Below are 25,855 nucleotides of genomic sequence, written 5' to 3' on the forward strand. Positions count from 1 at the left end.
CCGCACTCAGGCGTTGAGCTTGCGGTAAAGCGTTTGCCGGCTGATCCCGAGGCGTCGGGCGGCTTGCGAGATGTTGCCGCAGCTGCTTTCCAGCGCCTGCCGGATGGCCACGCGCGACAACTCTTCAAGGTTGTGCGACAGGCCGCCTGCGGCCGGAAGCATCGCCGGCTGCGCCAAAGCGCGAAGTTCTTCCTGCATGTCGTCCGGCAGATGCTGCCAGTCGATATATTCCTCGTGCGGCTCCAGCATGGCGCTGGCAGTGCGCAGCACGCTGGCATATTGACGAAGGTTGCCGGGCCATGCGTGCCGGCTCAATTGCGCCATCAGATCGGGTACGAGGCGGATGTCGCCTTCGGGGTTGAAGCTGGCCAGCAGACGCTCGGTCAAGATACCAAAATCACTGCGCTCGCGCAGGGGTGGCAGCTGTACAGCCAGCCCGTTGATACGGTAGTAAAGGTCGCTGCGGAAGCGCCCCTGGTCGGTTTCTTCGCGCAGATTGCGGTGAGTCGCGCAGATCAGGGCGAAATCGACTTCGACAGCCCGGCCACCACCGAGCGGTGTGACCTGCCGCTCCTGCAAAACACGCAACAGACGGCTTTGCATACCCTGCGGCATATCCCCAACTTCATCCAGGAAAAGCGTGCCGCCGTGTGCTTCACGCAGGCGGCCAACACTGCCCTCGCGGCGCGCGCCGGTAAACGCGCCCGGCGCATAACCGAACAATTCGGCCTCGATGAGATTTTCCGGCACAGCGGCACAGTTGATGGCCACAAAAGGGCCGTCACTGCGAGGGCCGCTGTCGTGCACAGCGCGTGCGAAGAATTCCTTGCCCACGCCGGACTCACCCTGGATCAACAAGGGGATGGGTTTACCGGCCACGCGTCGGGCTTTCTGGGCCGCAGCCCGCCAGCGCAGATCGCCGGTGTCGAGGCCGGCCAGCGCGTCTGGCTGCATGGCAATGGCCTTGCCGGTACTTGGCACCGGGCCGGCGGTCAATGCCGATTGCTCCGCGTGCACCTGCACAAAAAGCATGCGACCGTCGTGCAGGCGCACCTGCGTCGGCTGGCCGGGACGGCGCGTGTGGCGGGACAACAGTTCATCGACTCGCACATCGATTGCCCGGACCAGCGGCGTGGCGCCGAGGTCGGGCCATCGAAGATGCAGCAGCTCCAGCCCCTTGCGGTTGGCGCCGACAATCCAGCCGTCTTCCGAAAGGACAATGATGCCTTCGGCCACAGTGCCTATGCCTTCCAGTTGCGCGTGAAGATGCAGGCGAATGTGACTCCGGCAGGCAGAAACGATCAGGCGGTTTTCGATCATGCAGGCGGCTGTACTGACTAGACCCAGGGTATAGGGATGCCGGCTGCGCTGGTCTCCGGACAGATCGAGAATACCCATCAACTCGCCGCCGGCCGACATGATGGGCGCGGCGGCACAGGTGAGGAAACCGTTGCGTTCCAGGAAGTGCTCGCTGCCGTGAACCTCCACCCCGCTGGCTTCGGCCAGTGCCGTGCCAATGGCATTGGTACCGCGGTGCTGCTCGTGCCATGAGGCGCCGGAGGTCAGCGCAGCACGGGCAGCCTTGTCGAGAAAACCGGCATCACCCAGCGTGTTGATCAACATGCCCCGCGGGTCGGCCAGCACCACCATGCTCTGACTGTGCCGCACCTGTTCGAAAAGGTATTCCATCACCGGCCGGGAATGGGCGAGCAGTTCATGGCTGCAAGCCAGGGCATGGCTCAGATGGCCTGCGCTGGCATGTTCGGTATCGACCACCCGGTCCGTCGGCGACAGGCCCGCTTCGAGGCTGCGTCGCCAGGAACGGGCGAGGCGCTCGTCGATGCTGCCGGATGGGCAGTCGCCGTATTCCAGCAAATGCATGCGCGCCTGGCGCAATGCCGACGCGGGCGATGGTGTCTGCACGTTGTCTCCTGACGGAGTGGTATCCGTTCCTGATCGAGTGTAGCGAGATGAGTGTCCGGCGCAAAGGCCGCAGACCGGCCCACCTGTACCGTTTTGGTACAGGTGTCGCAAGCTGGAACGTTGCACGGATCAATGGGCACATGGCGCCAATTATCAAAAATTGTTTTGAATCAACGCTCTGAGGCTCAGCACGGAACTGGCACGGGACTTGAGATGAAGTCCGGGGCCCGTTCCGGGTCACTTTGATCAATCGCAAACAACCACGAAATCAGGAGACAAGATGCTTTACCCAGCCCCAGGCGCAGCCGGCGCCAAAATTGCCTACAAGGCGCGCTACGACAACTTCATCGGCGGCAAATTCGTTGCTCCAGTCGAAGGCGCCTACTTTGACGTCATCACACCGATCACCGGTAAGCCCTACACCCAAGCAGCACGCTCTGGCGCCAAAGATGTCGAACTGGCCCTTGACGCCGCCCACGCCGCGGCAGACGCATGGGGCAAAACCTCGCCCACTGAGCGCTCGAACATCCTGCTGAAAATTGCCGACCGCCTGGAAGCCAACCTCGAACTGCTGGCTTACGCGGAGACGGTGGACAACGGCAAACCGATCCGCGAAACACTGAATGCCGACATCCCGCTCACCGTCGACCACTTCCGCTACTTCGCCGGCTGCGTACGCGCGCAGGAAGGCGCCCTTTCCGATATCGACGGCGACACGGTGGCCTATCACTTCCACGAACCCCTCGGCGTCGTCGGCCAGATCATTCCATGGAACTTTCCGATCCTGATGGCCGCGTGGAAACTGGCCCCCGCCATCGGCGCCGGCAACTGCGTCGTGCTCAAGCCCGCCGAATCGACGCCTATCAGCATCCTGATCATGGCCGAGCTGATCGCTGACCTGCTGCCACCCGGTGTGCTCAACATCGTCAACGGCTACGGCCGTGAAGCCGGCATGCCGCTGGCCAACAGCAAACGCATTGCCAAAATCGCGTTCACGGGGTCCACCGCTACCGGCCGCCTGATTGCACAGGCCGCGGCCAGCAACCTGATTCCCGCCACGCTGGAGCTCGGCGGCAAGTCGCCCAACATCTTTTTCGCCGATGTCATGAACAAGGACGACGGCTTCCTGGACAAGGCCATCGAAGGCATGGTGCTTTTTGCATTCAACCAGGGCGAGGTGTGCACCTGCCCTTCGCGTGCATTGATTCACGAATCCATCTACGACAAATTCATGGCGCGCGTGCTCAAGCGCGTGGCAGCCATCACGCAGGGCAATCCGCTGGACACCGACACCATGATGGGCGCGCAGGCTTCCAAAGAGCAGATGACCAAAATCATGGGCTACATGGATGTCGGCAAGCAGGAAGGTGCAGAACTGCTCATCGGCGGCAAGCAGGCGCACCTGGGTGGCGACCTGGAAAGCGGCTACTACGTGCAGCCCACGCTGTTCAAGGGCAACAACAAAATGCGCATCTTCCAGGAGGAAATCTTCGGCCCGGTGCTGGCCGTGACCACCTTCAAGGACGAAGCCGATGCGCTGGCCATTGCCAACGACACGTTGTATGGGCTGGGCGCCGGTGTCTGGAGCCGCGACGGCAATGTAGCCTACCGCATGGGCCGCGCCATCAAGGCCGGCCGCGTCTGGACCAACTGCTACCACGCCTACCCGGCGCATGCCTCCTTCGGCGGCTACAAGGAATCGGGCATAGGCCGCGAGACCCACAAGGTCATGCTTGACCACTACCAGCAAACCAAGAATCTCCTGGTCAGCTACAGCGAGAGCAAGCTCGGTTTCTTCTGAGTCTGCCCAAGGGCCCGTGCCTCCGGTCGCTACCGTCCGGCAACCGCAGGTATGCCGGCCACCTCACCTCGTTTCCCGAGCGGGGAAAGGGAGGCCCAGGCCGCGCCGCTCATGGGTGACAATATGCAGCGCGTGCTTTTTTAATCGCACGCGCCGACTGTTGCAACCCACTGAGGCATTCCATGTCATCAATCACCCTGCGCTTCCTGGCTGAACCGAGCACCATCAACTTTGGCGGCAAAGTCCACGGCGGCACCGTCATGAAATGGATTGACGAGGCCGGCTACGCCTGTGCCACGCGCTGGGCCAAACGTTACTGCGTCACCGTCTCGGTCGGCAGCATCCGCTTTCAGCGTCCCATCATGATCGGCGACCTGGTGGAGGTGCAGGCGCGGCTGGCCTACACCGGCAGCACCAGCATGAACATTTCCGTCGAAGTGCGCGCCGGCGACATGAAGACCGGGCAAATGGAAGTCATCACTGAATGTATTGTGGTGTTCGTCGCGGTCGACGCCGACGGCAAGACCATTCCGGTCGAGCCCTGGCAGCCCGAAACACCGGGTGATGTGGCCCTGGCGCAAAACGTCAAGGCGCACCTCGACATGACACGCGCCGCACAAAACCACAGCTGATGCGGCCCACCGCCCTGACGGGCCGCGACTTGGCCGCGACCCTGGCCGTGGTGATGATCTGGGGCGTCAATTTCGTGGTCATGAAGTTCGCCCTGCGCGATTTCACACCCTTCCAGCTGGGTGCGGCCCGGTATGTATTCGCGGTTCTGCCACTCGTATTGCTGGTCCGCTGGCCCAATGTTGCCTGGAAATGGGTGGTGGGCTACGGCCTGCTGCAAGGCGTGGGGCAGTTCGGCATCCTGTTCTTCGCGCTGAAGGTCGGCATGACAGCGGCGCTGGCTTCCGTGCTGCAACAAACCCAGGTGTTCTGGACCGCGCTTTTCGGCTTTGTGCTGTTGCACGAACGCGCCAGCCGTCCTCTGCAAGTGGGCATGGTGCTTGCCGCGCTGGGCTTGGCCTGTTTCGCATTCAATTATGTGAACCCCTCCGCCGGTGCTGCGAGTGCCACCACACCGCTGGGCTTTGTGCTCACGCTGTGTGCGGCGGCCATGTGGGCCATGTCCAACATCGTGGCGCGGCGCGTACAGCAGACTTACAGCGATTACTCCCCGCTGGCCTTTGTGGTCTGGAGCAGCCTCGTCGCCGTGCTGCCCTTTGCCGCGCTGTCCTGGGCCTTTGATCCCGAGGCCTCGCGCTGGCACTGGATGGAGGCGCGTACCTCCAGCTGGCTGGCCGTGGCCTACCTCGGCTGGGTCGCCACCATCCTGGGCTACAGCCTGTGGACCAGCCTGCTCAAGCGCCACCCGGCCAACCGCGTCGCGCCCTTCAGCCTGGGTGTGCCGGTAGTTGGCCTGGCCACCGGCATGCTGGTCCTCGGCGAAGCCATCACGCCCTGGCAGTGGGCCGGCACCGCGCTGCTGGTGGCGGCGCTGGGCTGCGTGATGCTGGGCGGCCTGCTCAAGCCACGCTGATACGCGTGTCCGCAGGGCGTGGCTTGTTGAACCAGGCGGCCAGCAGATCCAGTGCATGACGAACCTTGGCCGGCTGCTCGCCGCGCCGCGGCGTGATGGCATACACCGGCAGATCAGGCAGATGCCAGCCCGGCAGCACCGGCAGCAGGCGCCCGTCGGCCAGTGCACGCCGGTCGTCGTCGCTGACGACGATGCTGATGCCCCAGCCGGCCACACACAGCGCGTGCAAGGCCGTCACCTGCGTGGCCTGCACCCGCCCTTCCATGCGCACCGTCTCTTGTTCGCCCCCCGGGCCCTGCAGCTCCAGCAACTCACCACCCGCAGCACCGGGCCGGCCACCCAGCCAATCGTGCGACAGAAGGTCCTGCGCTTTGGCCGGCCAGCCGCGTTCAGCCAGATAGCTGGGAGCCGCGCACAACTGCCGCTTCATGCTGCCGAGCTTGCGCGCCACCAGTGTTGAATCGGCCAGCGCGCCCACACGCAAGGCGATGTCGACCCGCGCGGCGATCAGGTCGATCACCGCGTCGTCCAGTAACAAGCGCAGCGACAGTCTGGGGTGGTCGCGCAAAGGCGCGAGCGCATTGGCCAGCAGGCCGCCAAAACCGATGGGGGCAGCCAGACGCAGCTCGCCTTCGGGCTCATCGCGCAGGCGCGCCAGCGACTGCTCGGCAGAACGCGCCGCGGCCACCATGGCCGCGCAGCCTGCGTGGTAGCGCTCGCCGGCTTCGGTCAGCGTCAGGCGCCGCGTGGAGCGATGCAACAAGGCCAAACCCAGCGATTGCTCCAGTTGCCGCAGATGCTGGCTGACGGCCGAAGGCGTCATGCCCAGCTGCCGCGCGGCAGCGGTCAGGGATCCGGTCGCCACCACCTCGGCAAAGATGGCCATGCGCTTGAATTGGTCCATTTTCTATCTGATTAATTAGTTGTGCTTCACAGTGTTAGCCAATTAAGCCATCTATTCAGGTACTTGTGAAGCAATCAGACTAGAGCCTTCTTTTCACCTCAGGAGTTTTTCATGAACATCGCACTCGTTGGCGCCACCGGTTTTGTCGGCGCTCCCGTCCTTTCCGAGTTGCTCAGCCGTGGCCACAAAGTCACCGTGCTGGCCCGCACACCCTCCAAGCTGCCCGCGCAAGCAGGCCTCACTGTGGTGAAAGCCGATGCGCTGGATTCAACGCAAGTGGCCAAAGCCGTGGCCGGCCACGACGCAGTGATCAGCGCCTACAACCCGGGTTGGAGCGAGCCGAAAATTTATGACCTGCACCTGCAGGCCAGCCAGGCCATTGTTGAAGGCGTCAAGGCCTCGGGCGTCAAACGCCTGCTGGTGGTCGGCGGTGCCGGCAGTCTGTATGTGGCCCCTGGCGTGCAGCTGGTGGACACGCCCCCCTTTCCGGCCGAATACAAACAGGGTGCGCTGGCCGCCCGCGAGGCGCTGAATCAGCTCAAAAAGGAAACCGCTCTCGACTGGAGCTTTGTCTCGCCCCCTATCGGCCTGGCACCGGGCGAACGCACTGGCCAGTACCGCCTGGGCGCCGACGACCTGCTGCCCGGCCAGGGCGACCAGCCGGCCGGTATTTCAGTGGCCGACCTAGCTGTGGCGATTGTTGATGAAATCGAGACACCGCGGCATGTGCAGAAGCGGTTTACCGTTGCGCACTGAATAAAATCGGCCTCTAGCCCTTTAGATACGGGCGCAAGTAGCTACCAAATAGATAGCGCACCAGTCCGCCACGGCGCAGCCCGCATCTGGGCGCCCCGCGGCGGAATCTCTTTACAAGGGCCGGCGACGCGCGAAGCGCACCACGCTGACGCCAGCACGGGCCTGGCGCACCGAGGGCATCACGAGCACGCAGTTGTCGTAGGGTGTGGTCACAGGTTCGGTGTCGTTCCAGCCAATCACGGTGCCAGCGTGCTCGATCAGCTCCAGCCCCTGAAAGGCCTGGGTAAAACGAAACCGGTCGCTGCGCGCCACCACCGGGCCGGTGACTTCCAGCGCCCACTGGCGCGGCGAATCACTTTGCAGCCAACCCGGCAAGGCGCGCTGCAGGGCCTCCGCGTCCAGCGTATCGGCAGCTTGCAGAAAACGCACGCACATGTCCTGAGCCACCACCCGGCTGCTCAGGTCGCCATGAAAGCCGCATTCCAGCAGGAGCGAGCGTATAGACGCACCCCCTCCTTCCGGATTGATCTCGCCAAATCGGCCGAAGTCACGCATGCGCACGCCGTCCTTGTGCCCGGCATCGACCACCACGTGTTCAGGTGCGCGCAAGCTGCGGGCCAGCGCCAGGTTGCGCGGCTGCATGCCGGCCAGCAGCAGGGGCGCCGCGCGTTCATGCATGGAGTGCAGGTCGAGCAACCAGTCGGCCTGCTCGACAAAGGGCCTCAGTTCTGCAGCGCGGCGACGCTCCAGCGTACTGCCGCTGGCCATTCGATCCTCCTGCCATTGGCGATTCATGTCTTCATCGACAAAACGCGAGGCGTCGTGGTTGGCCGGGTCAAACCGGTCAAAGGCCGCCAGATTGCACAAAGCCAAAGTCAGTTGGCCGCGCTGGGGCCTCACATCCGCTTCCAGCAATCCTTTCAGCGCCCATGCACCGCATAACTCGTTGCCGTGCACCAGCGCGCTGATCATCACGGAGCGCCCGCTTTGCCCGGAGTCAAAGTGCCAGACCCCTTCCACACCGGTGTTGCCGGCGCGCCAGGCAGAAAGATCGGGGACCGGAAGTTCAAAAACCGGCGCTTCAGTCATTCGTGATCTTCGCGTGGTCGACAATTTTCTTGTACTTGGCGGTCTCGGTATTGAGGAACTGAGGCAGGTCGATGTTGGGCGGTGCCAGGGTGGAGCCGCTCTCTTCCAGTTTCTTGCGCAGATCGGGCGACTGCATGGCCTCGTCAAATGCCTTCTTGAGCCGCGCACGCACGGGCTCTGGCAGCTTGGCCGGGCCCATCAGTGCAAACCACACACCGATGTCCACGCCCTTGAGCTTGGGATGGTCTGCCAGGGGGGCTATATCCGACGCCACGGCAGATCGTTTCGCCTCGGTAATGCCCAGCGCGGTCACCTTGCCGCTGCGGATGTGCGGCAGGCCACTGGACAGCACAAACACGCCGAAGTCGATGTTGTTGCCCAGCAGGTCGTTGGCCAGGGGTGCCACGCCGCGGTAAGGAATGTGGGTGATGAAGAGGCTGTCTTTTTCCTTGACCATCTCGCCCGCCAGATGCAGGGCCGTGCCCACTCCGGAGCTACCGTAGCTGAACCTGCCGGGGTTCTTCTTGACCTGGCTCAGAAACTGATCGACGGTCTTGACGCCGGACTTCTGCGAGGCCACCAGCACCATGGGTTGCGAGGCGATCAGGCCAATCGACGTGAAATCCTTGATCTGGTATTTCACCGCGGGGGAAACCAGCCGGCTGATGGCGATTTCGTTGTTGGCCCCCACAAACAAAGTGTAGCCATCGGGCATGGCGTTGACCACTTTCTGGGCGCCGATCACGCCGCCCGCACCGCCCACGTTCTCGATCACCACCGGCACACCGAGGCGTTTGGCCAGCTCGTTCGCCAGCGTCCGGCCCGTCAGGTCGGTGCTTCCGCCGGGTGGGTAGCCAATCACGATGGTGATGGGCTTGTTGGGGTAGCTGTCGGTCTGGGCGGTGGCGGATGCTGAAACCAGCAGCGCCAGGCTGGCCAGGACGGCAACGCAACGCAGGATATTCAAAGTGGCCATGGCAAATCCTTGGGTGTAATGGTGAGCCCATTCTCTGCATCACGAATCCGCACTTGGTGCCGTTAAGGCACAGAACTGTGCTTTTTCAGCGAAGTTCTGACTACCCTGCTTCCAGCCTGCGCCACAGGTTTTCTGCGAGCGGACTGAGGCGGCGCTTCGGTCGATACATGCGTGCCTCAAACCGTATCTCCAGCCGCTTGTCTCCCACGGTGGCCAGTTGCCCGGCCTTGACGGCGCCGGCCGCCATGGACCAAGGCAGCCAGGCCACGCCCAGGCCCTTGAGCGCATATTCAAACAAGGCATCGGCCGAGTCGCACTCCACCACCCGGCGCAACTCGGGCGCGTCCGGATGGTTGGCAAGGTGATCTTCCACCAGCCGGCCCAAGGCCAGCGTCCCGGCATAGGCCAGATAGGCGGTGGGCTTGCCCGGCTCAAACCGGTGCTTGCCCTGGCCATGGGCATTGGCGCGTGTCACGGGAGCCAGCCAGTCCTGCCCCAAGGTGAGGTGGCTGTACTGCCGGGCATTGAGCCGTACGGCCAATAGCGGGTGGTGGTAAGTGAGCATGAAGTCGGCGTCACCGCGTTCGAGCAGCTGGGCGGTTTCCGATAACGAACGTGTCAGGATGCGAAACTCGCCGCCGGCTTGCGACAACACAGGTTGCAACTTGACCAGCCAGTCCGCGACCAGGGTACGCGCCAGGGTGCGGCCAGTGGCCAGGGTCACTACACCTTCCTGGCGCCCGGCCACGCCCAGCAACTCTTCGCGCGCATGACCGAGGCTGCGCATCGTCTGCTGGGCGTTCTCCAGCAGGCTGTTGCCCGCGGCGGTCAGGGTGACGGGGCTGCTGCCGCGCTCGATCAGCGGGGTGCCGGCCCAGGCTTCAAGCGCCTTGATGCGCCGGCCAAAGGCCGGGTGGGTGACATTGCGCAGCTCTGCTGCACGGCTGAAGTTGCGCGTTTTTTCCAATGCAACAAAATCCTCGAGCCATTTCAGTTGCATGGAGTTGGCTCCCTGGTGCAGCCTGGACTTCAGCCCCGCGCGGCCTGTAGCACGTCGCGTGTCCTGATGGCTTCACGCCGCGCTGCTTCGGCAAAGTCATCGCCAGACGACGCGTAGATGATGGAGCGCGACGAATTGACGATGATGGGCGCACCAGGCCGCCAACCGGCTTTGACCGTGGCCACCGCGTCGCCACCCTGCGCGCCGACACCGGGAATCAGCAGAGGCAAGGTCGGCGCCACGGCGCGCACACGTTCGATCTCCGCCGGGTAGGTGGCCCCCACCACCAGGCCAAGCTGGCCGTTGAGGTTCCAGGGGCCCTGCGCGAGCCGGGCCACGTGTTCGTAGAGCAGGGGTTGGCCTTCGATGGAAGCCAGGCGCTGGTTCTGAAGATCGTCGCCGCCGGGGTTGGAAGTGCGGCACAACAGGAACGCACCCTTGCCTTCGTGTTTCAAATAAGGCGCGACCGAATCAAAACCCATGAAGGGCGACAGCGTCACAGCGTCGGCGCCGTAACGCTCGAAGGCTTCACGCGCGTACTGCTCGGCGGTGCTGCCGATGTCTCCGCGTTTGGCGTCCAGAATGATGGGCACCTGAGGCGCCACGCGGCGCATGTGTTCCATCAGGCGCTCAAGCTGGCCTTCGGCGCGGTGCGCGGCAAAGTAGGCAATCTGCGGCTTGAAAGCAATCAACAGATCGGCCGTGGCGTCCACGATGGCCGCACAGAAGTCGTAGATCTTGTTGGCGTCGCCCTTGAGCTTGCCGGGAAACTTCACGGGATCCGGATCCAGGCCCACGCACAGCATCGATTGGTTCTGGCGCTCAGCCGCGCCCAGCATCTCAAGAAAGGTCATGAACTGATTGTAAAAGCCCCCACGGTACTTAAGGGCCCCCACGGTCGCAGCTTGGTTGAAGAGCGCAGCGGAATTTCCTTGCTGCCAGGACAATAGCGGTACCCCTCACCTTCCGACTCACCTCGCATGCAACTGACCCGTCAACAACTCATCGTGCTGGTCCTGCTCACCCTGGCCTGGGGCTTGAACTGGCCGGTCATGAAGCTGGGCATTGCGGACTTTCCGCCTCTGACCTTTCGGGCCCTGTCGATCTGGCTGGGTGTTCCGGTGCTGGGCCTGGCGCTGGTGGTCATGAAGGTGCCGTTTTTTGTGCCGCGCGAGAAATACCGCGAGCTGTTCTGGTTGGCGTTTGCCAACATGTTTGTCTGGCACGCGTTGATCATCCTGGCCCTGAAGCACCTGAGCAGCGGGCGCGCGGCGATTCTCGGCTACACCATGCCTATTTTTTCCGCGCTGCTGGGCGCCTGGTTCTTCGGCAATCAGCTAAAAGCGCGCAGCTGGATCGGCGTGGCCGCGGCTGCACTGGGGGTGTCGTTGCTGCTCTGGCACGAGCTGACCAACCTGACCGGCAAACCGGTGGCCGTGGTGGCTGCGTTGATCGGTGCGGCCACCTGGGCGCTGGGCACCCACAAGCTGCGCAACACCACCATGCCGGTCGCGACGCTGACCATTTCATTCTGGATGACCGTCATGACCGCCATGGTGTTGAGCGCGCTCAGCCTGCTGTTCGAGATGCCGCAATGGAAAGTGCCCGGCACAGCCACCTGGTGGGCCATTGCCTACAACGCCATCCTGATCTTCGGCTTTGCGCACGCAGCCTGGTACTTTCTGGCGCGCAGCCTGCCGCCCGTGGCCTCGTCACTGAGCGTGATGATGATTCCCATCCTCGGCGTTTTCTCGGGCGCGCTGGGATTGGGCGAGGTGCTGCACTGGCAGGACTGGGCCGCAGTGGTGCTGATGGTGGTGGCGATTGCTTCGGTGCTGGTGCCAGCGCGGACAGCGGTCAAGTGAGCGGTACAGCGTAGGGGCCATCTTCAGACCAACCGGGGCCGCGGATCTGGCTCTGCCAGTCCGCAGGCGCAGCGCCCCCTCGGGGGGCAGCGCAGTACGCGAAGCGACAAGCGTGGGGGCGGGCAGTTACGCGGAGCGAACGACCGTGGGGGCCACACTCAGCGCTAAGCAAAGATCATCCCAGGCCTTGGCCTTGTCGCCCAGGCTGCGCAGCAGATAAGCCGGGTGGTAGCTGACAACTACCGGCACGCCCAGATAATGGTGCACCTGGCCGCGCAGCTTTCCGAGCGGGATCTTCTGCACCTCGGGCACGCTGTCCTGCAGCAGCGACTGCGCAGCGAACTTGCCCAGCGCCAGAATCATTTTGGGCCGCAGCAGCTCGACCTGGCGTTTCAGGTAAGGCTCGCATTGCGCCACCTCGGCGGGTTCGGGGTTGCGGTTCGCGGGTGGGCGGCACTTGAGCACATTGGTGATGAACACGCTTCGGGACGCCCCGGTTCGCGCCGGGGCGTCGTCACCGCGCTGCAAACCGATGGCCAGCAACATGTTGTCCAGCAACTTGCCGGCCTGGCCGACGAAAGGTTCACCGGCGAGGTCTTCGTTTTCGCCCGGCGCTTCGCCGACAATCAGCCAGTCCACCTGCGGGGCCACGCCATCGGCGGCGGCCGGCCCAACGCCGAACACGGTGTTTTTGCGGCTCTCGCACAAGGCACAAGCGCGGCAACCGGACACAGCCGCCTGCAGGGCAGACCAGTCCATCCGGTCAATGCCGGCAGGGCGGGGCGGCAAGCCGGGCACCTGACGCGGCGCTGGTGCGGCTACGGGTGCCGGCGCCGTACGCGCAGGCGCTACAACCGGCTTCTCAGCATCAAATCGGGGTTGAGCTCTTTCAATACGGGCGCCAGTAGCTATAGTATTAATAGCAGCCTCAACCGGCTGCACCTCTGCCACGACGGGCATCGGCTGCCAAACCCGCACGCCCATTTCGCGCAACATGGCGCGCTGGCGCTTGTCCAGGTCCAGGCTCACGGCCGCTCCCTCACAAGCACGGCTGCGCGGTCACAGGTGTGAAAAGGCGCTGTCATGTTTCGTTGCTCCCGGCATTCAGCGCCAGGCTCATGACCACGGCATCTTCCCGCGCGCCGTTGGCTGCCGGGTAGTACTGGCGCCGGCTGCCCACATGGCGAAAGCCGTAACGCTCGTAGACTGTTCTGGCCCGGCCGTTGCTCATGCGCACTTCCAGCCACAACCATTGCGCGCCCTGGCCGCGCGACCAGAGCGCCAGCGCGTCCAGCATCACGCGGGCCCAGCCCTGGCACTGGTAGGCAGGCGCTACCGTGATGTTGAGCAGGTGTACCTCGTCCACGCCCTTCATGGCCACAAAATAGCCCAGCAGCTCTGCGTTCGGGCCCGGGCCGCCGGTAAGAACCAGGGCTTGGTACCCGGCCCTGAGCGAGTCGCTGAAGTTGCCCCGCGACCACGGGTGGGGGTAAGCACTTTGCTCGACCCGCAGCACCGCCTCGAACCACGATTCGGTCATGGGTTCGAGCTGGGCTTCCAGGGGTTCGAGAAGAGCGCTCATGGTTCATTATCGGCCGGACGCCAGCGCTTCGGCCTTGGCCCGCGCCCGCTCGTCGGTGGTTAGCGCCACCTTGTCGCGGACATACAGCGGCAGCGCCTGGCTGGCCGGCACACCCTGACCGGCGGCCAGCATGGCCGGGGCCAACCGCAGCATGGCAGTGGCCGTGGGCAAGGCCGTGATACGCGGCAGCGTGTCGGGGAAAACCGGCAGGCGATCTGCGTAAACACCGAACACATTGCCGGCCAGCAGCGTATCGCCTGGGTCCAGCTGAAGGTTTTCCGGGCGCGTCAGGCCGCAGTCGCCCAGCGATCTCCATTGCCCTGCAGCGCAGGCGAAGCGCTGCACATACATTTCGTCCATGCGTGCATCTAGCAATGCATTCACCTGCAGTGAAGCTGCCGCCTTTTCTCCTTCGTGCTGGAAGCGGGCTTCCTCAGCCACCGCGAGCAAGGTGTCCATCGGGAGCACGGCACGCCCCGCCCCCAGCGCCAAGCCCTGCGCCACCGAACAGGCGGTGCGCAGGCCGGTGAACGAACCCGGCCCGCGGCCAAACACCAGCGCGTCCAGGCCGGGCAAGGTTAGCCCCGCCTGCGCCAACAGCCCCAGGATGGCCGGAATCAGCGTGCTGGAAGCCTGTGCGCCGCCGGCGCCGGTGTGCTGCCAGACGCGGTTGCCGTCGGTGACGGCAATCGACATGCTGTCGGTGCTGGTGTCAAAAGCAAGGAGTTTCATTTTTTATGAACCAAATCAGGCTTTAGCCCTTGTAACACGGGCGCCATCAGCTATTGAATCAGGAGCAGATGGTATCGGCCTGGCTTGTGCCCGCACGCCAAACACGATGCCCGCCGTCACCAGGCCCAGCCCGGCCAGCAGGTTCCAGTACAGCGGCTCGCCCAGAAAAATCACCGCCCCCAGCGCCGACAGGCCCGGCACCACGGCTGTGATCATGGTCGAGCGGACCGGGCCGAAGTACTGGACCATCTTGGTGAAGGTGATGCCGGAGATCACCACCGAGCCCACGCCCTGAAACACCATCTGGAAAACAATTTCACCCCAGGGCGCGCTGGCCAGCTTTGTCACCAAAGCCCCGGAAAACACCAGCAAGCCATAAACCGGCACATAACTCACAAACGCAAACACGCTGATGGCAATGGTGGCCGGCACAGCTTGCAGTGCATGTTTGCGCACCAGCACCGAATACACGGCCCAGCAGGTGGAAGCGGCGAGGAACAGCAGATCGCCCTTCCAGACCTGGCTGCCAGCGTCCGTCCAGGCGCGCAACAGGCTGGCACCGCCCACCATCACATCGCCCAGAAAGATCAGCCCGAGGCCCACAGCGCGCAGCGGGGTGACGCGGTCGCCAAGAATCAACACGGCCATCAGGGTGGTACTGAGCGGCAAGGTGCCGGGCAGCAACACCGAAGCGTGTGCGGCAGGTGCGAAATAAAACCCGCTGTAGGCCAGGCAGGCATAACCGACGCCGCCCAGCAGGCCGATCAGTGCGGTGAGCCGAAAGCCCAGCGGCGACAGGCCCAGCCAGCTTGGCGGCAACACGCCGCCAACGTTGTCTTTCGCGCGGCGCCAGACCATCCACGCCCCCCAGGGCAGCAGCACCAGCGCCGCACCGGTGAAGCGCAGCACGCAGATGTCCAGCGGCGTCAGGCTGCGGTGCGCCGTGGCGCGCGCAATCACGATAAAGGATGTCCAGATGGTGACGGTGATGATGGCGGCAAGCACACCCACCGTCTTGGGAGAAAAACGCATGAGGAGATTATCCGGGCAAGCCACCAGCCCGGCTTGGCGCAGGGGCAACACGGATAATCAGCCATGCTCCTGAATCCCTTCTTCTGCCGGCTGGTGGCCGTGGCCGTACTCGGCCTGGCCCCGGGCTGGTCGCTGGCCCAGAAGGCAGCGCGCGCGCCCAAGCCCGCCCTGCCACCCGCCATCGCCAAGGCGCTGGTGCGCGCCCAGGTGCCGCTAGATGCCGTGACCCTGCTGGTGGTGGACGCCACCAGCGTGCAACCGCCGCGCCTGAACCACCGCAGCGCAGTACCCATGAACCCGGCATCGGTCATGAAACTGGTGACGACCTACGCCGCGCTGGACGTGCTGGGACCCACTTACACGTGGAACACGCGCGTGCTGATGGACGGCCAGGTGTCAGACGGCATCCTGCACGGCAACCTGGTGGTGCGCGGCGGGGGCGACCCAAAAATGGTGGTTGAACGCCTGCAGGCCTTGCTGGGGCAAGTGCAGGCCAGCGGCGTGAAGGTGATTCGCGGCGACATCGTGCTGGACCGCAGCGCCTTCCAGGTACCGCTGACTGATGCGGGAGAATTCGACGGCGAGCCGCTGCGGCCCTACAACGCGCGGCCTGACGCGCTGCTGATCAACTTCAAGTCGCTCGTGTTTCGTTTCACCCCCGACCCTTTGAACCACCGCGCGCTGGTGCAGACCGAGCCGCCCATGGCAGGCCTGATGGTGGATGAAAGCGTGCCCATGATTCGCGTGGCTCGCTGCGGCGACTGGCGCAGCGAGCTGCGGGCCAGCGTGGAGAACCCCAACCGCATTCAGTTTGCCGGTACTTATTCCTCGGCCTGCGGCGAACGCGTCTGGCCCACCGCCTATGCAGAGCCCGACACCTTTGCAGCGCGCGCCATTGAAGGTTCGTGGCGCGCACTCGGCGGTCTGCTGACGGGCAGCGTGCGCGATACCAGTGCTGGTGAACTGGCGGTGCTGCGTGCCCGCGGTACGCTGTCCGGCGAGAAGGCGCCGCTGCGTCTGGACGCGCCTTCCCTGCCGCTGCGCGAGATCGTGCGCGACGTCAACAAATTCTCCAACAACGTGATGGCCCAGCACCTGTTCCTCACGCTGGGCCGCAACGCCCAGCCCGGCGACAACCCACAAGGCACGCCCGAGGCCGGCCGGGCCGCGCTGGCCGCGTGGTGGAAAAAAGTATTGCCGCGACAGGATGCACCGGTGATGGACAACGGCTCCGGCCTGAGCCGCATCGAACGCATCAGCGCTGTCAGCCTGGCTGCCATGCTGCAAAGCGCCGCACAAAGCCGTGTGGCGCAGGACCTGCTTGACTCACTGCCTGTGGCGGGCGTGGACGCCACCATGCGTGAGCGCGCCAAGCCTGTCACCGGGCAGGCTTTCATGAAGACCGGCTCACTGCGCGACGTGACTGCCGTGGCCGGTTATGCCAACGGCGTAAGCGGCGCGCGTTACATCGTGGTCGGAATGGTGAACCATCCGAATGCGGGGGCTGCGCGGCCTGCGCTGGATGCCTTGATTCAGTGGGCGGTGCAGGAGCGCTGACGGCCGCGTGATGCCGCTAATCTGAAAGAAAACGCTGAATCGAGAAGGCCAAGCAACCCAAGAGTCTGGGCGGCAGAAGGCGTCGAAGCGAAAAGCAGCCCTGGCGAGGACAGTTTTTGCCGCCCAGGCTCCTAGGCAGCACTTCCCTCTGCATCCGCAGGCGCCGCCTCCCTGACCAGGTTGTCCAGCGCATGCGCCACCACGCCATGGGTTTCGACGGGTCGCAACAGGTTGTCCTTGATCAGGCGTTCACAGCTGCGCTTGGTCATCGAGTGCGGCTGGCCGCCGTGGCTGACGAACATGAACAGGGTGCCGCGGTTGCTGGCCCAGATCAGCTGCGCGCGCAGCCAGCGACGCTTGGAGTAAAGGTCTACCCAGCTGCCTTCGCGCAAATCCATCAGAATATCTTCAGGCTTGCGTTGCTCGTCGCCTGCTGCGCGGGTTTGCTCGTCCTCATCGTCTTCATCACCCGAAATCGTGGTCGCCTGTTCGTCGTCGGGCGTGGGGCTCAACTCGGCCGGCCCCGAGGGCATGGTGTCTTCAAACCCGGCGTGATCCAACTCTTGGGGCGCGAGCCAGGGTTGCCCCGCGGCCTTGGCTTTGCGCTGTTCCGGGGTGGCGGGCAGGATGTCGCTCAGGTCAGGTGTCTCGGGTTCGGCCAGCTCGACTTCCAGTGGCGCCTGATCCGATTCGACGGCGTCGCGCCGGCTGCGAACGCGGCGCAGCTTGAGCACCGGGCGATGGAGTTTTTCGATGGCACTGAAAAACGCTTCAGTTTCGCGCGGGTCCAGCCCCAGAGACGCCAGGCCTTCATGCAGTTTGCCCAGCAGGCCGGGAATCATGGTGATCAGTTTGCCCGGGCGCTTGAGCGTCACCTCGCGCTTGACGCTCCACAGCAGATCGGTGACCAGCGAGCCGTAGCCTTCGGGGTCGATCTGGCGCGCGGTGTCGGTCAGCCGCGCATGCGCCATGACCAGCGCCCACGGACCGAACAGGAAGTCCAGCACCACCCCCGGAACATTGTCCAGGTCGGCGCGCAAACTCATGTCGAAGGCGATCTGGTCGGCCTGCGCCTGCCGCTCCTCAGCGAATTGCATGGTCTGCCGGATGTTGCTTCGCTGTGCCTGCTCATGCTGGTCCTGTTCGTCCCACAGGTTCTGCAGGTCCGTCAGCGCGGCCCCGAAAGGCCTGGCATCCTCAATCTCCAGCGCATTGAGCGTATTGAAAGCCTCGGTGACCGAGTGAAAAAAAATGTCGAACTCGGGGCTGCGCTCATCGTTGTATTTGAAGCTGCGCTGCGCCACTCGTTCCATGAGGCGCCGGCCGGGGTGGTTTTCTTCGCTGAAAAAACGCGAGTCCACCATGGCCAAACGCAGCAGCGATGGCTCCAGTGCCACGATGGCCTCGCGCACCGGGACCAGCAGTCGCGGATCCTGCGCAACCTGGTTAACCAGTTTCTTCACCACTTCCATGCCCAGCACCTGGCCGACATGGGTGGCGTCTTTTTTCAGCTGGGTGCGCACCAGTGCCCGCTCGCGGGCCCGTCCGTACACGCCCCAGACCTGCGAGCTGAGCTGGCTCAGCACGTCAACAATACGCGAAGGGCCGCCAGACCCAGGCCCGTTTTCCCAGGTATCAGGCTCTTCCCAGGCGTCGGTGGCTGGCAGCGTGTGACGACGCGGGTCGCTTCGGGTGCCGTGGTAGCTGTGATCGGCATCGCCGCTTTCCTGGTGCTCTCCCGCCTGCAGCGGCGCCTGCGCCGAATCAGGGGTGGCCTTCAGAGCGATCAACTCTTCTTCGATGGTTGCGTAGTAGGAGGGGGCCAGACCGTGGTTGGCATTGCTGCCGCCACGGAACAAAAAGTCCTGGAACAGCGCGTCCTTGATTTCGTAATTGGACAGGTCCGCATACTGGGAAGGGGTCCGGGGGAGCGGCTCGTCCGAAACGTAACCTCCCGGGCCGGTTGGGGCACCGTCACCGGTTTCACCCGGCCCGCCGCTGGCAGGTCTTCCCATTGCGGCACTTGCCTGGGTCGGCTTTCTCTCGTTGCCGGCAGGCGTTTGCAGTACCCGGTAGCTGGCCGCCCGCACCTGGGCCAGCTCCAGCATGTTGACCAACTGCTCGTAGACCCGCTTGAGTTCCCGTCCGAGCGGCTCGGCCAGATGCTTTACCCACAGGGCACCGACGCCGGGCGCCGCCGGCGTGGCAGCCAGCAGGGCGCGCAGCGCTTGTACATACACTTCGGGCCGAACCGGATTGGCCTCGGGACTGACGTTGACCAGACCCTGTGCCGAGCTCATCAAACCATCGAGTTCGGCCAGAACCTGCTCAACGACAGGCGCGACCTGTTGCATCAGTCGTGAAGACTCGATGCCTGCCTCGACCTGGGTGTCATCGACGAGCGAAAACAAGTCGGCCCCCGCCAGCGCGAGGGCGGCCGGCCGGGAAGTGGACATTACTTTGACCTTGGGGGTGGCGGAAGCCGCGGCATTGAAGGCCTGCGAAAGGTCTGCCGCATATTGCTGGCACCAGCTGCCCTTGAGTCTCACCAGCTCGCGCCAGGCCTGGCCCAGCTCGTCCCGCTCGACCGCCTTCATGCTTTGGGTTTCCGCCACCTGCAACGCCGACACGGCGTGGTCAATACAGCGTTCAAGCGCAGGTTTACCCGCCTTGGCGGCTTCCTGGAGACATCGCTGAAAAACGTCGGCTTGCAGTGCCATATAGAAAGGAGGCAATCAAAAACAGAAGTGGAAACGCGTCAAGTTAATTTTTTGGGAAAAAATTCCGCCGGGACCGACCTTGAAGTGTGGTCTGAACCCGCTCTCGGGTGCCGAAAATCCAGAAGTATCTTGTAACTATTTCTAACTAAGAGCGCATCAAAAAAACGCTTCTTACATTCGCGGGCAGCGCGGAACCGGGTGTGGCGAGCTATTGCGCCGTGGTGTGAATCATCCTGACAGCAGGATGATATGGGTTATTTGCCCTTATTTAATGGGCACTACACGCTATATATTTTGTAGCATTGAAAATTTCTAGGCACAGCAAACCTCCGTGCAGGCCGCACGCATGGGGTCTCCTCCTCGGGTGGCCCAAAAAGACGAGAGCCACAACAAACCGTTGCAGTTTGCCGTGGCTCTTCCGAATGTAAAGATCGGAGCGGGGGATGCATGGGGTCCCATGGGTGCGAGGTGACGGGGTCAGCATGTCGTGGGTAGCGTTAACATCTGCGCGTGGAAACGCCACCATCCAGCCGTAAAAAGAACAGCCGCGCCGCCCGTCCGGGCACAGGCGGCATCACCTTGGCCGACGTGGCCCGGCTGGCCGGCGTTTCAGCCATCACGGTTTCGCGGGTGCTGAACACGCCGGCGGCTGTCTCGCCGCACACCCTGGAGCGGGTGCGTGGCGCGATTTCGCGCAGCGGCTATGTGCCCAACCTGGTGGCCGGTGGCCTGGCATCCAACCGCAGCCGGTTGGTGGCGGCGCTGGTGCCCACCATCGCCGGGCCGGTTTTCCTGGAAACCATACAGGCGCTAACCGACGCGCTGGCCGAGGCCGGCTGCCAGCTGATGCTGGGGCAAAGCGGCTACACCGGGCTGCGTGAGGATGCACTTATTGACGCCATCGTTGGCCGCCGGCCCGACGGCATTGTGCTGACCGGCATCATGCATTCGGCCGAGGCACGACGCAAGCTGCTGGCCTGCGGCATTCCGGTGGTTGAAACCTGGGACCTCACCCCCACGCCGATCGACATGATTGTCGGGTTCTCTCACGAGAAAATTGGCCGCGCGGTGGCCGACTTCATCCATGAGCAGGGTCATCGCCACCCTGCCATCGTGACTGCAGACGACCACCGCGCCGGCCTGCGCCGGGCCGGCTTCGAGCAGCGCTTGCGCGAACTGGGCTTCGGCGCCCTGCCAGCCTGCGTGGTGCCTGCACCCTCGTCACTGGGCAATGGGCGCGCCGGCTGGGCAGAGCTGCGCAGGCAGGACCAGCACATTGATGTAGTTGTCTGCAGCTCCGACATGCTGGCCCATGGCGTGATGACCGAAGTGCAAGCTGCCGGTATGGCCGTGCCGGACGACGTGGCGGTGATGGGTTTTGGCGACATGCCATTTGCCAGTCACACCCATCCACCCCTCAGCACGGTGCGAGTCGACGGCGCTGAAATTGGCCGCCAGGCGGCGCGTTTCATCCTCGACCGGGTCGAAAACCGAGATCCCGGCCCCAAGGTCCGTGACCTCGGGTTTTCCATAGTCAAAAGAGCCAGCGTCTAGCTTGACGACTACTCCGTCGCACCGTTAACATCCATTTGTTAGCGCTAACATTATGCGAGCATCAAAACCAATCTGCTGTCCATTCTTGTCAAAAAAGGGCGCGCCGCGCCTTTCCACTGGAGACTTCCATGACCATCCGTCCTACCCGCCGTGCCGCCCTTCAGGGGTTGGCCGGTTTCAGCCTGGCGACCATGCTGCCCCTGCCGTTGCGCGCCCAGAGTACGTCACCGGCCACGCCCGGCTGGCCGACCAAACCCATCGCCTACATCGTGCCGTTCACACCCGGCGGTTCGACCGATGTGATTGGCCGCACCCTGGCGCAGAAACTGAGCGAGGTACTGGGCCAGCCGGTTGTGGTGGACAACAAGCCCGGTGCCGCCGGTGCAGTCGGCGCCACAGCGGCCGCCCGTGCCAAACCCGACGGCTACACGCTGTTCGGCGGCACCATCAGCACCCATGCCATCAACGCCAGCCTGTACAAAAACCTGCCCTATGACCCGGTCAAGGACTTTGAACCGATCGCGCTGGTGGCCATGTTGCCCAACGTGCTAATCGTCAACCCCGAGCTCGGCGTCAACTCCGTAGCGGAGCTGGTAGCGCTGCTCAAGCGTGACCCTACAAAGCGCAGCTTCGCCTCATCGGGCGCGGGCACCTCCACTCACCTGGCCGGTGAAATGTTTGCCGACCTGATTGGCGTGCCGTTGACGCACATTGCCTACAAGGGCACGCCGCCGGCCATGATGGATGTCTCGTCCGGCCAGGTGCCTTTCATGTTCGACCAGATGACGGCCGCAGTCTCCTTGGTGCAGGCCGGCAAGCTCAAGCTGCTGGCCGTCACCACCGGCAAACGCATCGCGCTGGCGCCCCAGTTGCCGACCATGATGGAGTCCGGCGTGTCCAAATTCGAGATGTCCTCCTGGCAGGCTGTGTACGCCCCCAAGGGAACGCCCAAACCCATCGTGCAGCGCCTCAACGCCGAGATCGTCAAGATCCTGAAAATGCCGGACGTGGTGGCCAAGCTCAATGGCCAGCTCGGTATGGAAATCATCGGCAGCTCACCAGACGAACTCGCTGCGCACATGAAGTCCGAGATCGCCCGCTGGGCCGATCTGGTCAAAAAATCCGGAGCAACCGCCAGCTGACATGAGAAAAGACATTCGAATCGCACAGGTGCGCATCACGCCAATTGCGTTCCGCGACGGCCCGCTTCTCAACGCCAGCGGCATCCACGAACCCTGGGCCCTGCGCAGCATTGTTGAAATCGAAACTTCGGACGGCCGGATCGGTATCGCCGAAACCTATGGCGATGAACCCATGGTCAAGGTGCTGGAGCAGGCCCGGGCATTGGTGATGGGGCTGTCACCGTTTGACTTGAACGTGATGGAAGAAAACGTGCGCGCCGCCATCAAACCGGGCCACAAGGCCGACGGCAGCGTGCAGTTCGAACTCGCGCCCGGCTCGCACACCGCCAAGAACGCCGACAAGGTCATCAGCACGATGGAAGTTGCCATGCTTGACCTGCAGGGGCAGATTCTGGGCTTGCCCGTCTGCGACTTGCTCGGTGGTGCGGTGCGCGACGAGGTGCCTTACAGCGCCTACCTGTTCTACAAATACGCCGAGCACGCCGGCAAACCCTATGCGCCCGACGCCTGGGGCGAAGCCGTCACACCGGAGCAGGTGGTGAAGCAGGCGCAACGCATGGTGGCGCTCTACGGTTTCAAGAGCATCAAGCTCAAGGGCGGCGTGTTTCCGCCGGCCGAAGAAATTGCCGCCATGAAAGCGCTGGCGAAAGCTTTCCCGGGTGTGCCCCTGCGGCTGGACCCAAATGCCAACTGGTCGCTGGAGACCAGCATCGCCGCGGCGAAGGAGCTTGACGACCTGCTGGAGTACTACGAAGACCCGGCGCCCGGCCAGGAAGCCATGGCCGAACTGGCGAAACATTGCCGCGCACCGCTGGCAACCAACATGTGTGTCACGACCATGGAAGAGTTCAAGCGCAATGCCACCACCCATGCGGTGAAGATATTGCTGTCAGACCACCACTACTGGGGCGGCCTGCGCGCCACCGCTTCCCTCGCGCGAATGTGTGATGTATTCGGCATGGGCATGTCCATGCACTCCAATTCACACCTCGGCATCAGCTTGATGGCCATGACGCACGCCGCCGCCGCGATTCCCAACCTCACCTATGCCTGCGACACGCATTACCCGTGGCAAGAGGAAGAAGTCATCAAGGGCGGCCGCATAGCTTTTCATGAGGGTTCGGTCAAGGTGCCGACAGTGCCGGGTCTGGGCGTGGAGCTTGATCACGCGCAACTGGAAAAGCTGCACCAGCAGTACCTGGACTGCGGTGTGCGCAACCGCAATGATCTGGCGCAGATGCGCAAGTACGACCCGGGGTTTTCCGGCATCAGCCCGCGTTATTGAAGCTGCGGCAGGACGCGGGGAGTTTTCGCTGGCGGAAACTCAAGCTTGGGGCGGCACTTGCCGCCCCAAGCTTTTTACCCAACTATATGTGCCATCAGCCCAATAAACACGGGCGCAAGCAGCTATTAATTTGGTAGCGCTCAGGCGATGCCGGCTTTCACCTTCAGCCGCCAGGCGTGCAGCAGCGGCTCGGTGTAGCCGCTTGGCTGCTCCAGGCCCTTGAAGACCAGGTCGCAGGCGGCCTTGTAGGCAGCCGAGGTCTCGAAGTTACCGGCCATCTTTTTGTACAGCGGGTCGCCAGCGTTTTGCCCATCCACGACGGCAGCCATGCGTTCAAAGGTCTCTTTCACCTGCGCTTTGCTCACCACGCCGTGCAACAGCCAGTTGGCGATGTGCTGGCTGGAGATGCGCAGTGTGGCGCGATCTTCCATCAGGCCCACGTTGTGAATGTCGGGCACCTTGGAGCAACCGACGCCCTGGTCGATCCAGCGCACCACGTAGCCGAGGATGCCCTGGGCGTTGTTGTCGAGTTCCTGCTGTTTCTCGGCGGGTGTCCATTTTGCGTCGGGCGAAACCGGCACCATCAGCAGCTCGGGCAGCAGGCGGGCGATTTCGGACCGCAGGTCGACCTTCTTCTCGGTTTCCTTCTGCACCGCCGCCACATTGACCTGGTGGTAGTGCAGCGCGTGCAGCGTCGCGGCCGTGGGCGAAGGGACCCAGGCGGTGTTGGCGCCAGCCTGCGGGTGCGAGATTTTGGTCTTGAGCATGTCGGCCATCAGGTCGGGCATGGCCCACATGCCCTTGCCGATCTGGGCGCGGCCGCGCAGGCCGCAGACCAGCCCCACCAGCACGTTGCTGCGCTCGTAGGCGCTGAGCCAGGCGCTGATTTTCATGTTGCCCTTGCGGATCATCGGGCCGGCTTGCATGGCGGTGTGCATCTCGTCGCCGGTGCGGTCCAGGAAGCCGGTGTTGATGAAGGCCACACGGCTGGCGGCAGCGGCGATGCAGGCTTTCAGGTTGACGCTGGTGCGGCGCTCTTCGTCCATGATGCCGAGCTTGACGGTGCTGTCGGGCAGGCCCAGCATCTTCTCGACGCGGCTGAACAGCTCGGCGGCAAAGGCGACTTCGGCCGGGCCGTGCATTTTGGGTTTGACGATGTAGACCGAGCCCTTGCGCGAGTTCTTGATGCCTTTCTTGCTTTTGCGCTGGAGGTCGTGAATCGCAATCGTCGTGGTGATCACTGCGTCCAGGATGCCTTCGGGAATCTCGCGCGTCGCACCGTCGGCTGCGGTATACAGCACGGCCGGGTTGGTCATCAGGTGGCCGACATTGCGCACAAACATCAGCGAGCGGCCGTGCAGCGTGACGGGCTTGCCCTTGGGGGAGGTGTATTCACGGTCCGGGTTCAGGCCGCGCGTGAAGGTCTTGCCGTCCTTGGTGACGCTTTCGATCAGTGTGCCCTGCAAAATGCCGAGCCAGTTGCTGTAGGCCAATACTTTGTCGTCGGCATCCACCACCGCCACGGAATCTTCCAGGTCCATGATGGTGGACAGTGCAGCCTCTATCACCAGGTCGCTCACGCCAGCAGCATCAGTTTTGCCGATGGGCGTGCTGCGGTCAATGCGGATGTCGATGTGCAGGCCGTTGTGCTGCAGCAGCACCGACGACGGCGCGGAAGCCTTGCCCTGGAAGCCAATGAATTGGCTGGCGTTTTCCAGCGCCGTTGTCCTGCCGCCTTTCAGGGTGACGACGAGCTTGCCGCCCTTGACAGCATAAGCGGTCGAGTCGATGTGCGAGCCCTTCTTCAGCGGCGCGGTGCGGTCCAGCACGTAACGCGCGTACTCAATCACTTTGGCGCCGCGTACCGGGTTGTAGCCCTTGCCTTTTTCGGCGCCGCCGGTTTCGGGAATCGCATCGGTGCCGTACAGCGCGTCATACAGGGAGCCCCAGCGGGCATTGGCCGCATTGAGCGCGTAGCGTGCGTTCAGGATGGGCACCACCAGCTGTGGGCCGGCCTGCTTGGCCAGTTCGGCATCGACATTGCCGGTAGTGATGGTGACCTTTTTCGGCTGGGGTACGAGGTAGCCGGTTTTCTCCAGAAAGGCGCGGTAGGCTTTCATGTCTGCAATCGGGCCGGGGTTGGCTTTGTGCCAGGCGTCCATCTCGCTTTGCAGGCGGTCGCGCTCGGCCAGCAGGGCAATGTTTTTCGGCGCCAGGTCGGCCACGATGGCGTCAAAGCCTTTCCAGAACGATGCGCGATCCACGCCGGTGCCGGGCAGAACTTGTTCATCCACAAAGCGTTGCAGTACCGTGGCCACCTGCAGGCGATGGAGTGATGTGCGTGGAGTTGTTGTCATGGTGAAACCTCAGAAAAAGAAAAATGAAAGTGAAGGG

Annotated in this window: 21 protein-coding genes; 9 read left to right on the top strand and 12 right to left on the bottom strand. The window is 63.6% G+C overall.

Annotated features, from left to right (window positions below; genetic code table 11):
* Positions 1-6: 6 nt before the first annotated feature.
* Positions 7-1,923 carry a sigma-54-dependent Fis family transcriptional regulator gene (locus B0B52_RS02610; RefSeq protein ID WP_077592047.1) on the bottom strand — a complete coding sequence of 639 codons (1,917 nt, stop codon included), beginning with the start codon at positions 1,921-1,923 and terminating at the stop codon, positions 7-9.
* A gap of 280 nt (positions 1,924-2,203) precedes the next feature.
* On the opposite strand from B0B52_RS02610, the gene adh reads away from it, so the two are divergent.
* The 3 genes from adh (at position 2,204) to B0B52_RS02625 (ending at position 5,267) form a co-directional block, all read left to right on the top strand.
* A complete protein-coding gene (gene adh / locus B0B52_RS02615; protein ID WP_077592048.1) occupies positions 2,204-3,724 on the top strand; it encodes an aldehyde dehydrogenase in 1,521 nt (506 codons plus the stop codon).
* A gap of 182 nt (positions 3,725-3,906) precedes the next feature.
* Positions 3,907-4,356, top strand: coding sequence for an acyl-CoA thioesterase (locus tag B0B52_RS02620; RefSeq protein WP_077592049.1), 450 nt, complete (start codon positions 3,907-3,909; stop codon positions 4,354-4,356).
* On the top strand, positions 4,356-5,267 hold the full coding sequence (locus B0B52_RS02625; RefSeq protein ID WP_077592050.1) for an EamA family transporter: 912 nt from the start codon (positions 4,356-4,358) through the stop codon (positions 5,265-5,267). Before B0B52_RS02620 ends, B0B52_RS02625 begins: the two co-directional genes overlap by 1 nt.
* Here B0B52_RS02625 and B0B52_RS02630 read toward each other — a convergent pair.
* Positions 5,254-6,171 (bottom strand): LysR family transcriptional regulator, encoded by a 918-nt coding sequence (locus B0B52_RS02630; protein ID WP_077592051.1) that lies wholly within the window; start codon positions 6,169-6,171, stop codon positions 5,254-5,256. The genes B0B52_RS02625 and B0B52_RS02630 overlap by 14 nt on opposite strands.
* Positions 6,172-6,282: 111 nt before the next feature.
* Between B0B52_RS02630 and B0B52_RS02635 the strand changes: the two genes are divergently transcribed.
* Positions 6,283-6,927 carry an NAD(P)-dependent oxidoreductase gene (locus tag B0B52_RS02635; RefSeq protein WP_077592052.1) on the top strand — a complete coding sequence of 215 codons (645 nt, stop codon included), beginning with the start codon at positions 6,283-6,285 and terminating at the stop codon, positions 6,925-6,927.
* Positions 6,928-7,038: 111 nt separating this feature from the next.
* Here B0B52_RS02635 and B0B52_RS02640 read toward each other — a convergent pair whose 3' ends face one another.
* The 4 genes from B0B52_RS02640 to pyrF form a co-directional block, all read right to left on the bottom strand.
* Positions 7,039-8,016, bottom strand: a complete 978-nt coding sequence (locus B0B52_RS02640; RefSeq protein ID WP_077592053.1) for a succinylglutamate desuccinylase/aspartoacylase family protein — start codon at positions 8,014-8,016, stop codon at positions 7,039-7,041.
* Positions 8,009-8,992 (bottom strand): tripartite tricarboxylate transporter substrate binding protein, encoded by a 984-nt coding sequence (locus B0B52_RS02645; protein ID WP_077592054.1) that lies wholly within the window; start codon positions 8,990-8,992, stop codon positions 8,009-8,011. The genes B0B52_RS02640 and B0B52_RS02645 overlap by 8 nt, the downstream gene beginning before the upstream one ends.
* Positions 8,993-9,092: 100 nt before the next feature.
* Positions 9,093-9,992: a LysR family transcriptional regulator gene (locus tag B0B52_RS02650; protein WP_077592055.1), complete on the bottom strand. Its 900-nt coding sequence runs from the start codon at positions 9,990-9,992 to the stop codon at positions 9,093-9,095.
* A 29-nt stretch (positions 9,993-10,021) separates the two neighbouring features.
* On the bottom strand, positions 10,022-10,846 hold the full coding sequence (pyrF, locus tag B0B52_RS02655; protein WP_174575465.1) for an orotidine-5'-phosphate decarboxylase: 825 nt from the start codon (positions 10,844-10,846) through the stop codon (positions 10,022-10,024).
* A gap of 126 nt (positions 10,847-10,972) precedes the next feature.
* Here pyrF and B0B52_RS02660 point away from each other — a divergent pair, with 126 nt between their 5' ends.
* Positions 10,973-11,857, top strand: a complete 885-nt coding sequence (locus B0B52_RS02660) for a DMT family transporter (protein ID WP_077592056.1) — start codon at positions 10,973-10,975, stop codon at positions 11,855-11,857.
* 126 nt (positions 11,858-11,983) lie between these two features.
* Here the strand turns inward: B0B52_RS02660 and B0B52_RS02665 are convergent, their stop codons facing one another.
* The 4 genes from B0B52_RS02665 to B0B52_RS02680 are packed head-to-tail and all read right to left on the bottom strand — an operon-like array spanning position 11,984 to position 15,203.
* Positions 11,984-12,880, bottom strand: coding sequence for a uracil-DNA glycosylase family protein (locus B0B52_RS02665; RefSeq protein WP_254425617.1), 897 nt, complete (start codon positions 12,878-12,880; stop codon positions 11,984-11,986).
* A gap of 58 nt (positions 12,881-12,938) precedes the next feature.
* The gene (gene rimI / locus B0B52_RS02670) at positions 12,939-13,439 is read right to left on the bottom strand and encodes a ribosomal protein S18-alanine N-acetyltransferase (protein ID WP_077592057.1); all 501 of its coding nucleotides are present in this window, start codon (positions 13,437-13,439) and stop codon (positions 12,939-12,941) included.
* A gap of 6 nt (positions 13,440-13,445) precedes the next feature.
* Positions 13,446-14,171 carry a tRNA (adenosine(37)-N6)-threonylcarbamoyltransferase complex dimerization subunit type 1 TsaB gene (tsaB, locus tag B0B52_RS02675; protein WP_077592058.1) on the bottom strand — a complete coding sequence of 242 codons (726 nt, stop codon included), beginning with the start codon at positions 14,169-14,171 and terminating at the stop codon, positions 13,446-13,448.
* A gap of 15 nt (positions 14,172-14,186) precedes the next feature.
* A complete protein-coding gene (locus B0B52_RS02680) occupies positions 14,187-15,203 on the bottom strand; it encodes a DMT family transporter (protein WP_077592059.1) in 1,017 nt (338 codons plus the stop codon).
* 63 nt (positions 15,204-15,266) lie between these two features.
* Between B0B52_RS02680 and dacB the strand changes: the two genes are divergently transcribed.
* Positions 15,267-16,760, top strand: coding sequence for a D-alanyl-D-alanine carboxypeptidase/D-alanyl-D-alanine-endopeptidase (dacB, locus tag B0B52_RS02685; RefSeq protein ID WP_077592060.1), 1,494 nt, complete (start codon positions 15,267-15,269; stop codon positions 16,758-16,760).
* Between the two features lie 131 nt (positions 16,761-16,891).
* Here the strand turns inward: dacB and B0B52_RS02690 are convergent, their stop codons facing one another.
* A complete protein-coding gene (locus B0B52_RS02690; protein ID WP_077592061.1) occupies positions 16,892-19,480 on the bottom strand; it encodes a DUF1631 family protein in 2,589 nt (862 codons plus the stop codon).
* Positions 19,481-19,990: 510 nt separating this feature from the next.
* On the opposite strand from B0B52_RS02690, the gene B0B52_RS02695 reads away from it, so the two are divergent.
* The 3 genes from B0B52_RS02695 to B0B52_RS02705 all read left to right on the top strand — a co-directional run bounded on the left by B0B52_RS02695 (position 19,991) and on the right by B0B52_RS02705 (position 23,461).
* Positions 19,991-21,034 carry a LacI family DNA-binding transcriptional regulator gene (locus B0B52_RS02695; RefSeq protein WP_077592062.1) on the top strand — a complete coding sequence of 348 codons (1,044 nt, stop codon included), beginning with the start codon at positions 19,991-19,993 and terminating at the stop codon, positions 21,032-21,034.
* 128 nt (positions 21,035-21,162) lie between these two features.
* Positions 21,163-22,176, top strand: coding sequence for a tripartite tricarboxylate transporter substrate binding protein (locus B0B52_RS02700; RefSeq protein WP_077592063.1), 1,014 nt, complete (start codon positions 21,163-21,165; stop codon positions 22,174-22,176).
* 1 nt (position 22,177) lies between these two features.
* On the top strand, positions 22,178-23,461 hold the full coding sequence (locus B0B52_RS02705; RefSeq protein ID WP_077592064.1) for a glucarate dehydratase family protein: 1,284 nt from the start codon (positions 22,178-22,180) through the stop codon (positions 23,459-23,461).
* Positions 23,462-23,601: 140 nt separating this feature from the next.
* Here B0B52_RS02705 and B0B52_RS02710 read toward each other — a convergent pair whose 3' ends face one another.
* Positions 23,602-25,818 carry a malate synthase G gene (locus B0B52_RS02710; RefSeq protein ID WP_077592065.1) on the bottom strand — a complete coding sequence of 739 codons (2,217 nt, stop codon included), beginning with the start codon at positions 25,816-25,818 and terminating at the stop codon, positions 23,602-23,604.
* Positions 25,819-25,855 lie beyond the last annotated feature (37 nt).

Source organism: Polaromonas sp. A23 (genome assembly GCF_002001015.1).
Classification (GTDB): Bacteria; Pseudomonadota; Gammaproteobacteria; order Burkholderiales; family Burkholderiaceae_C; genus Polaromonas.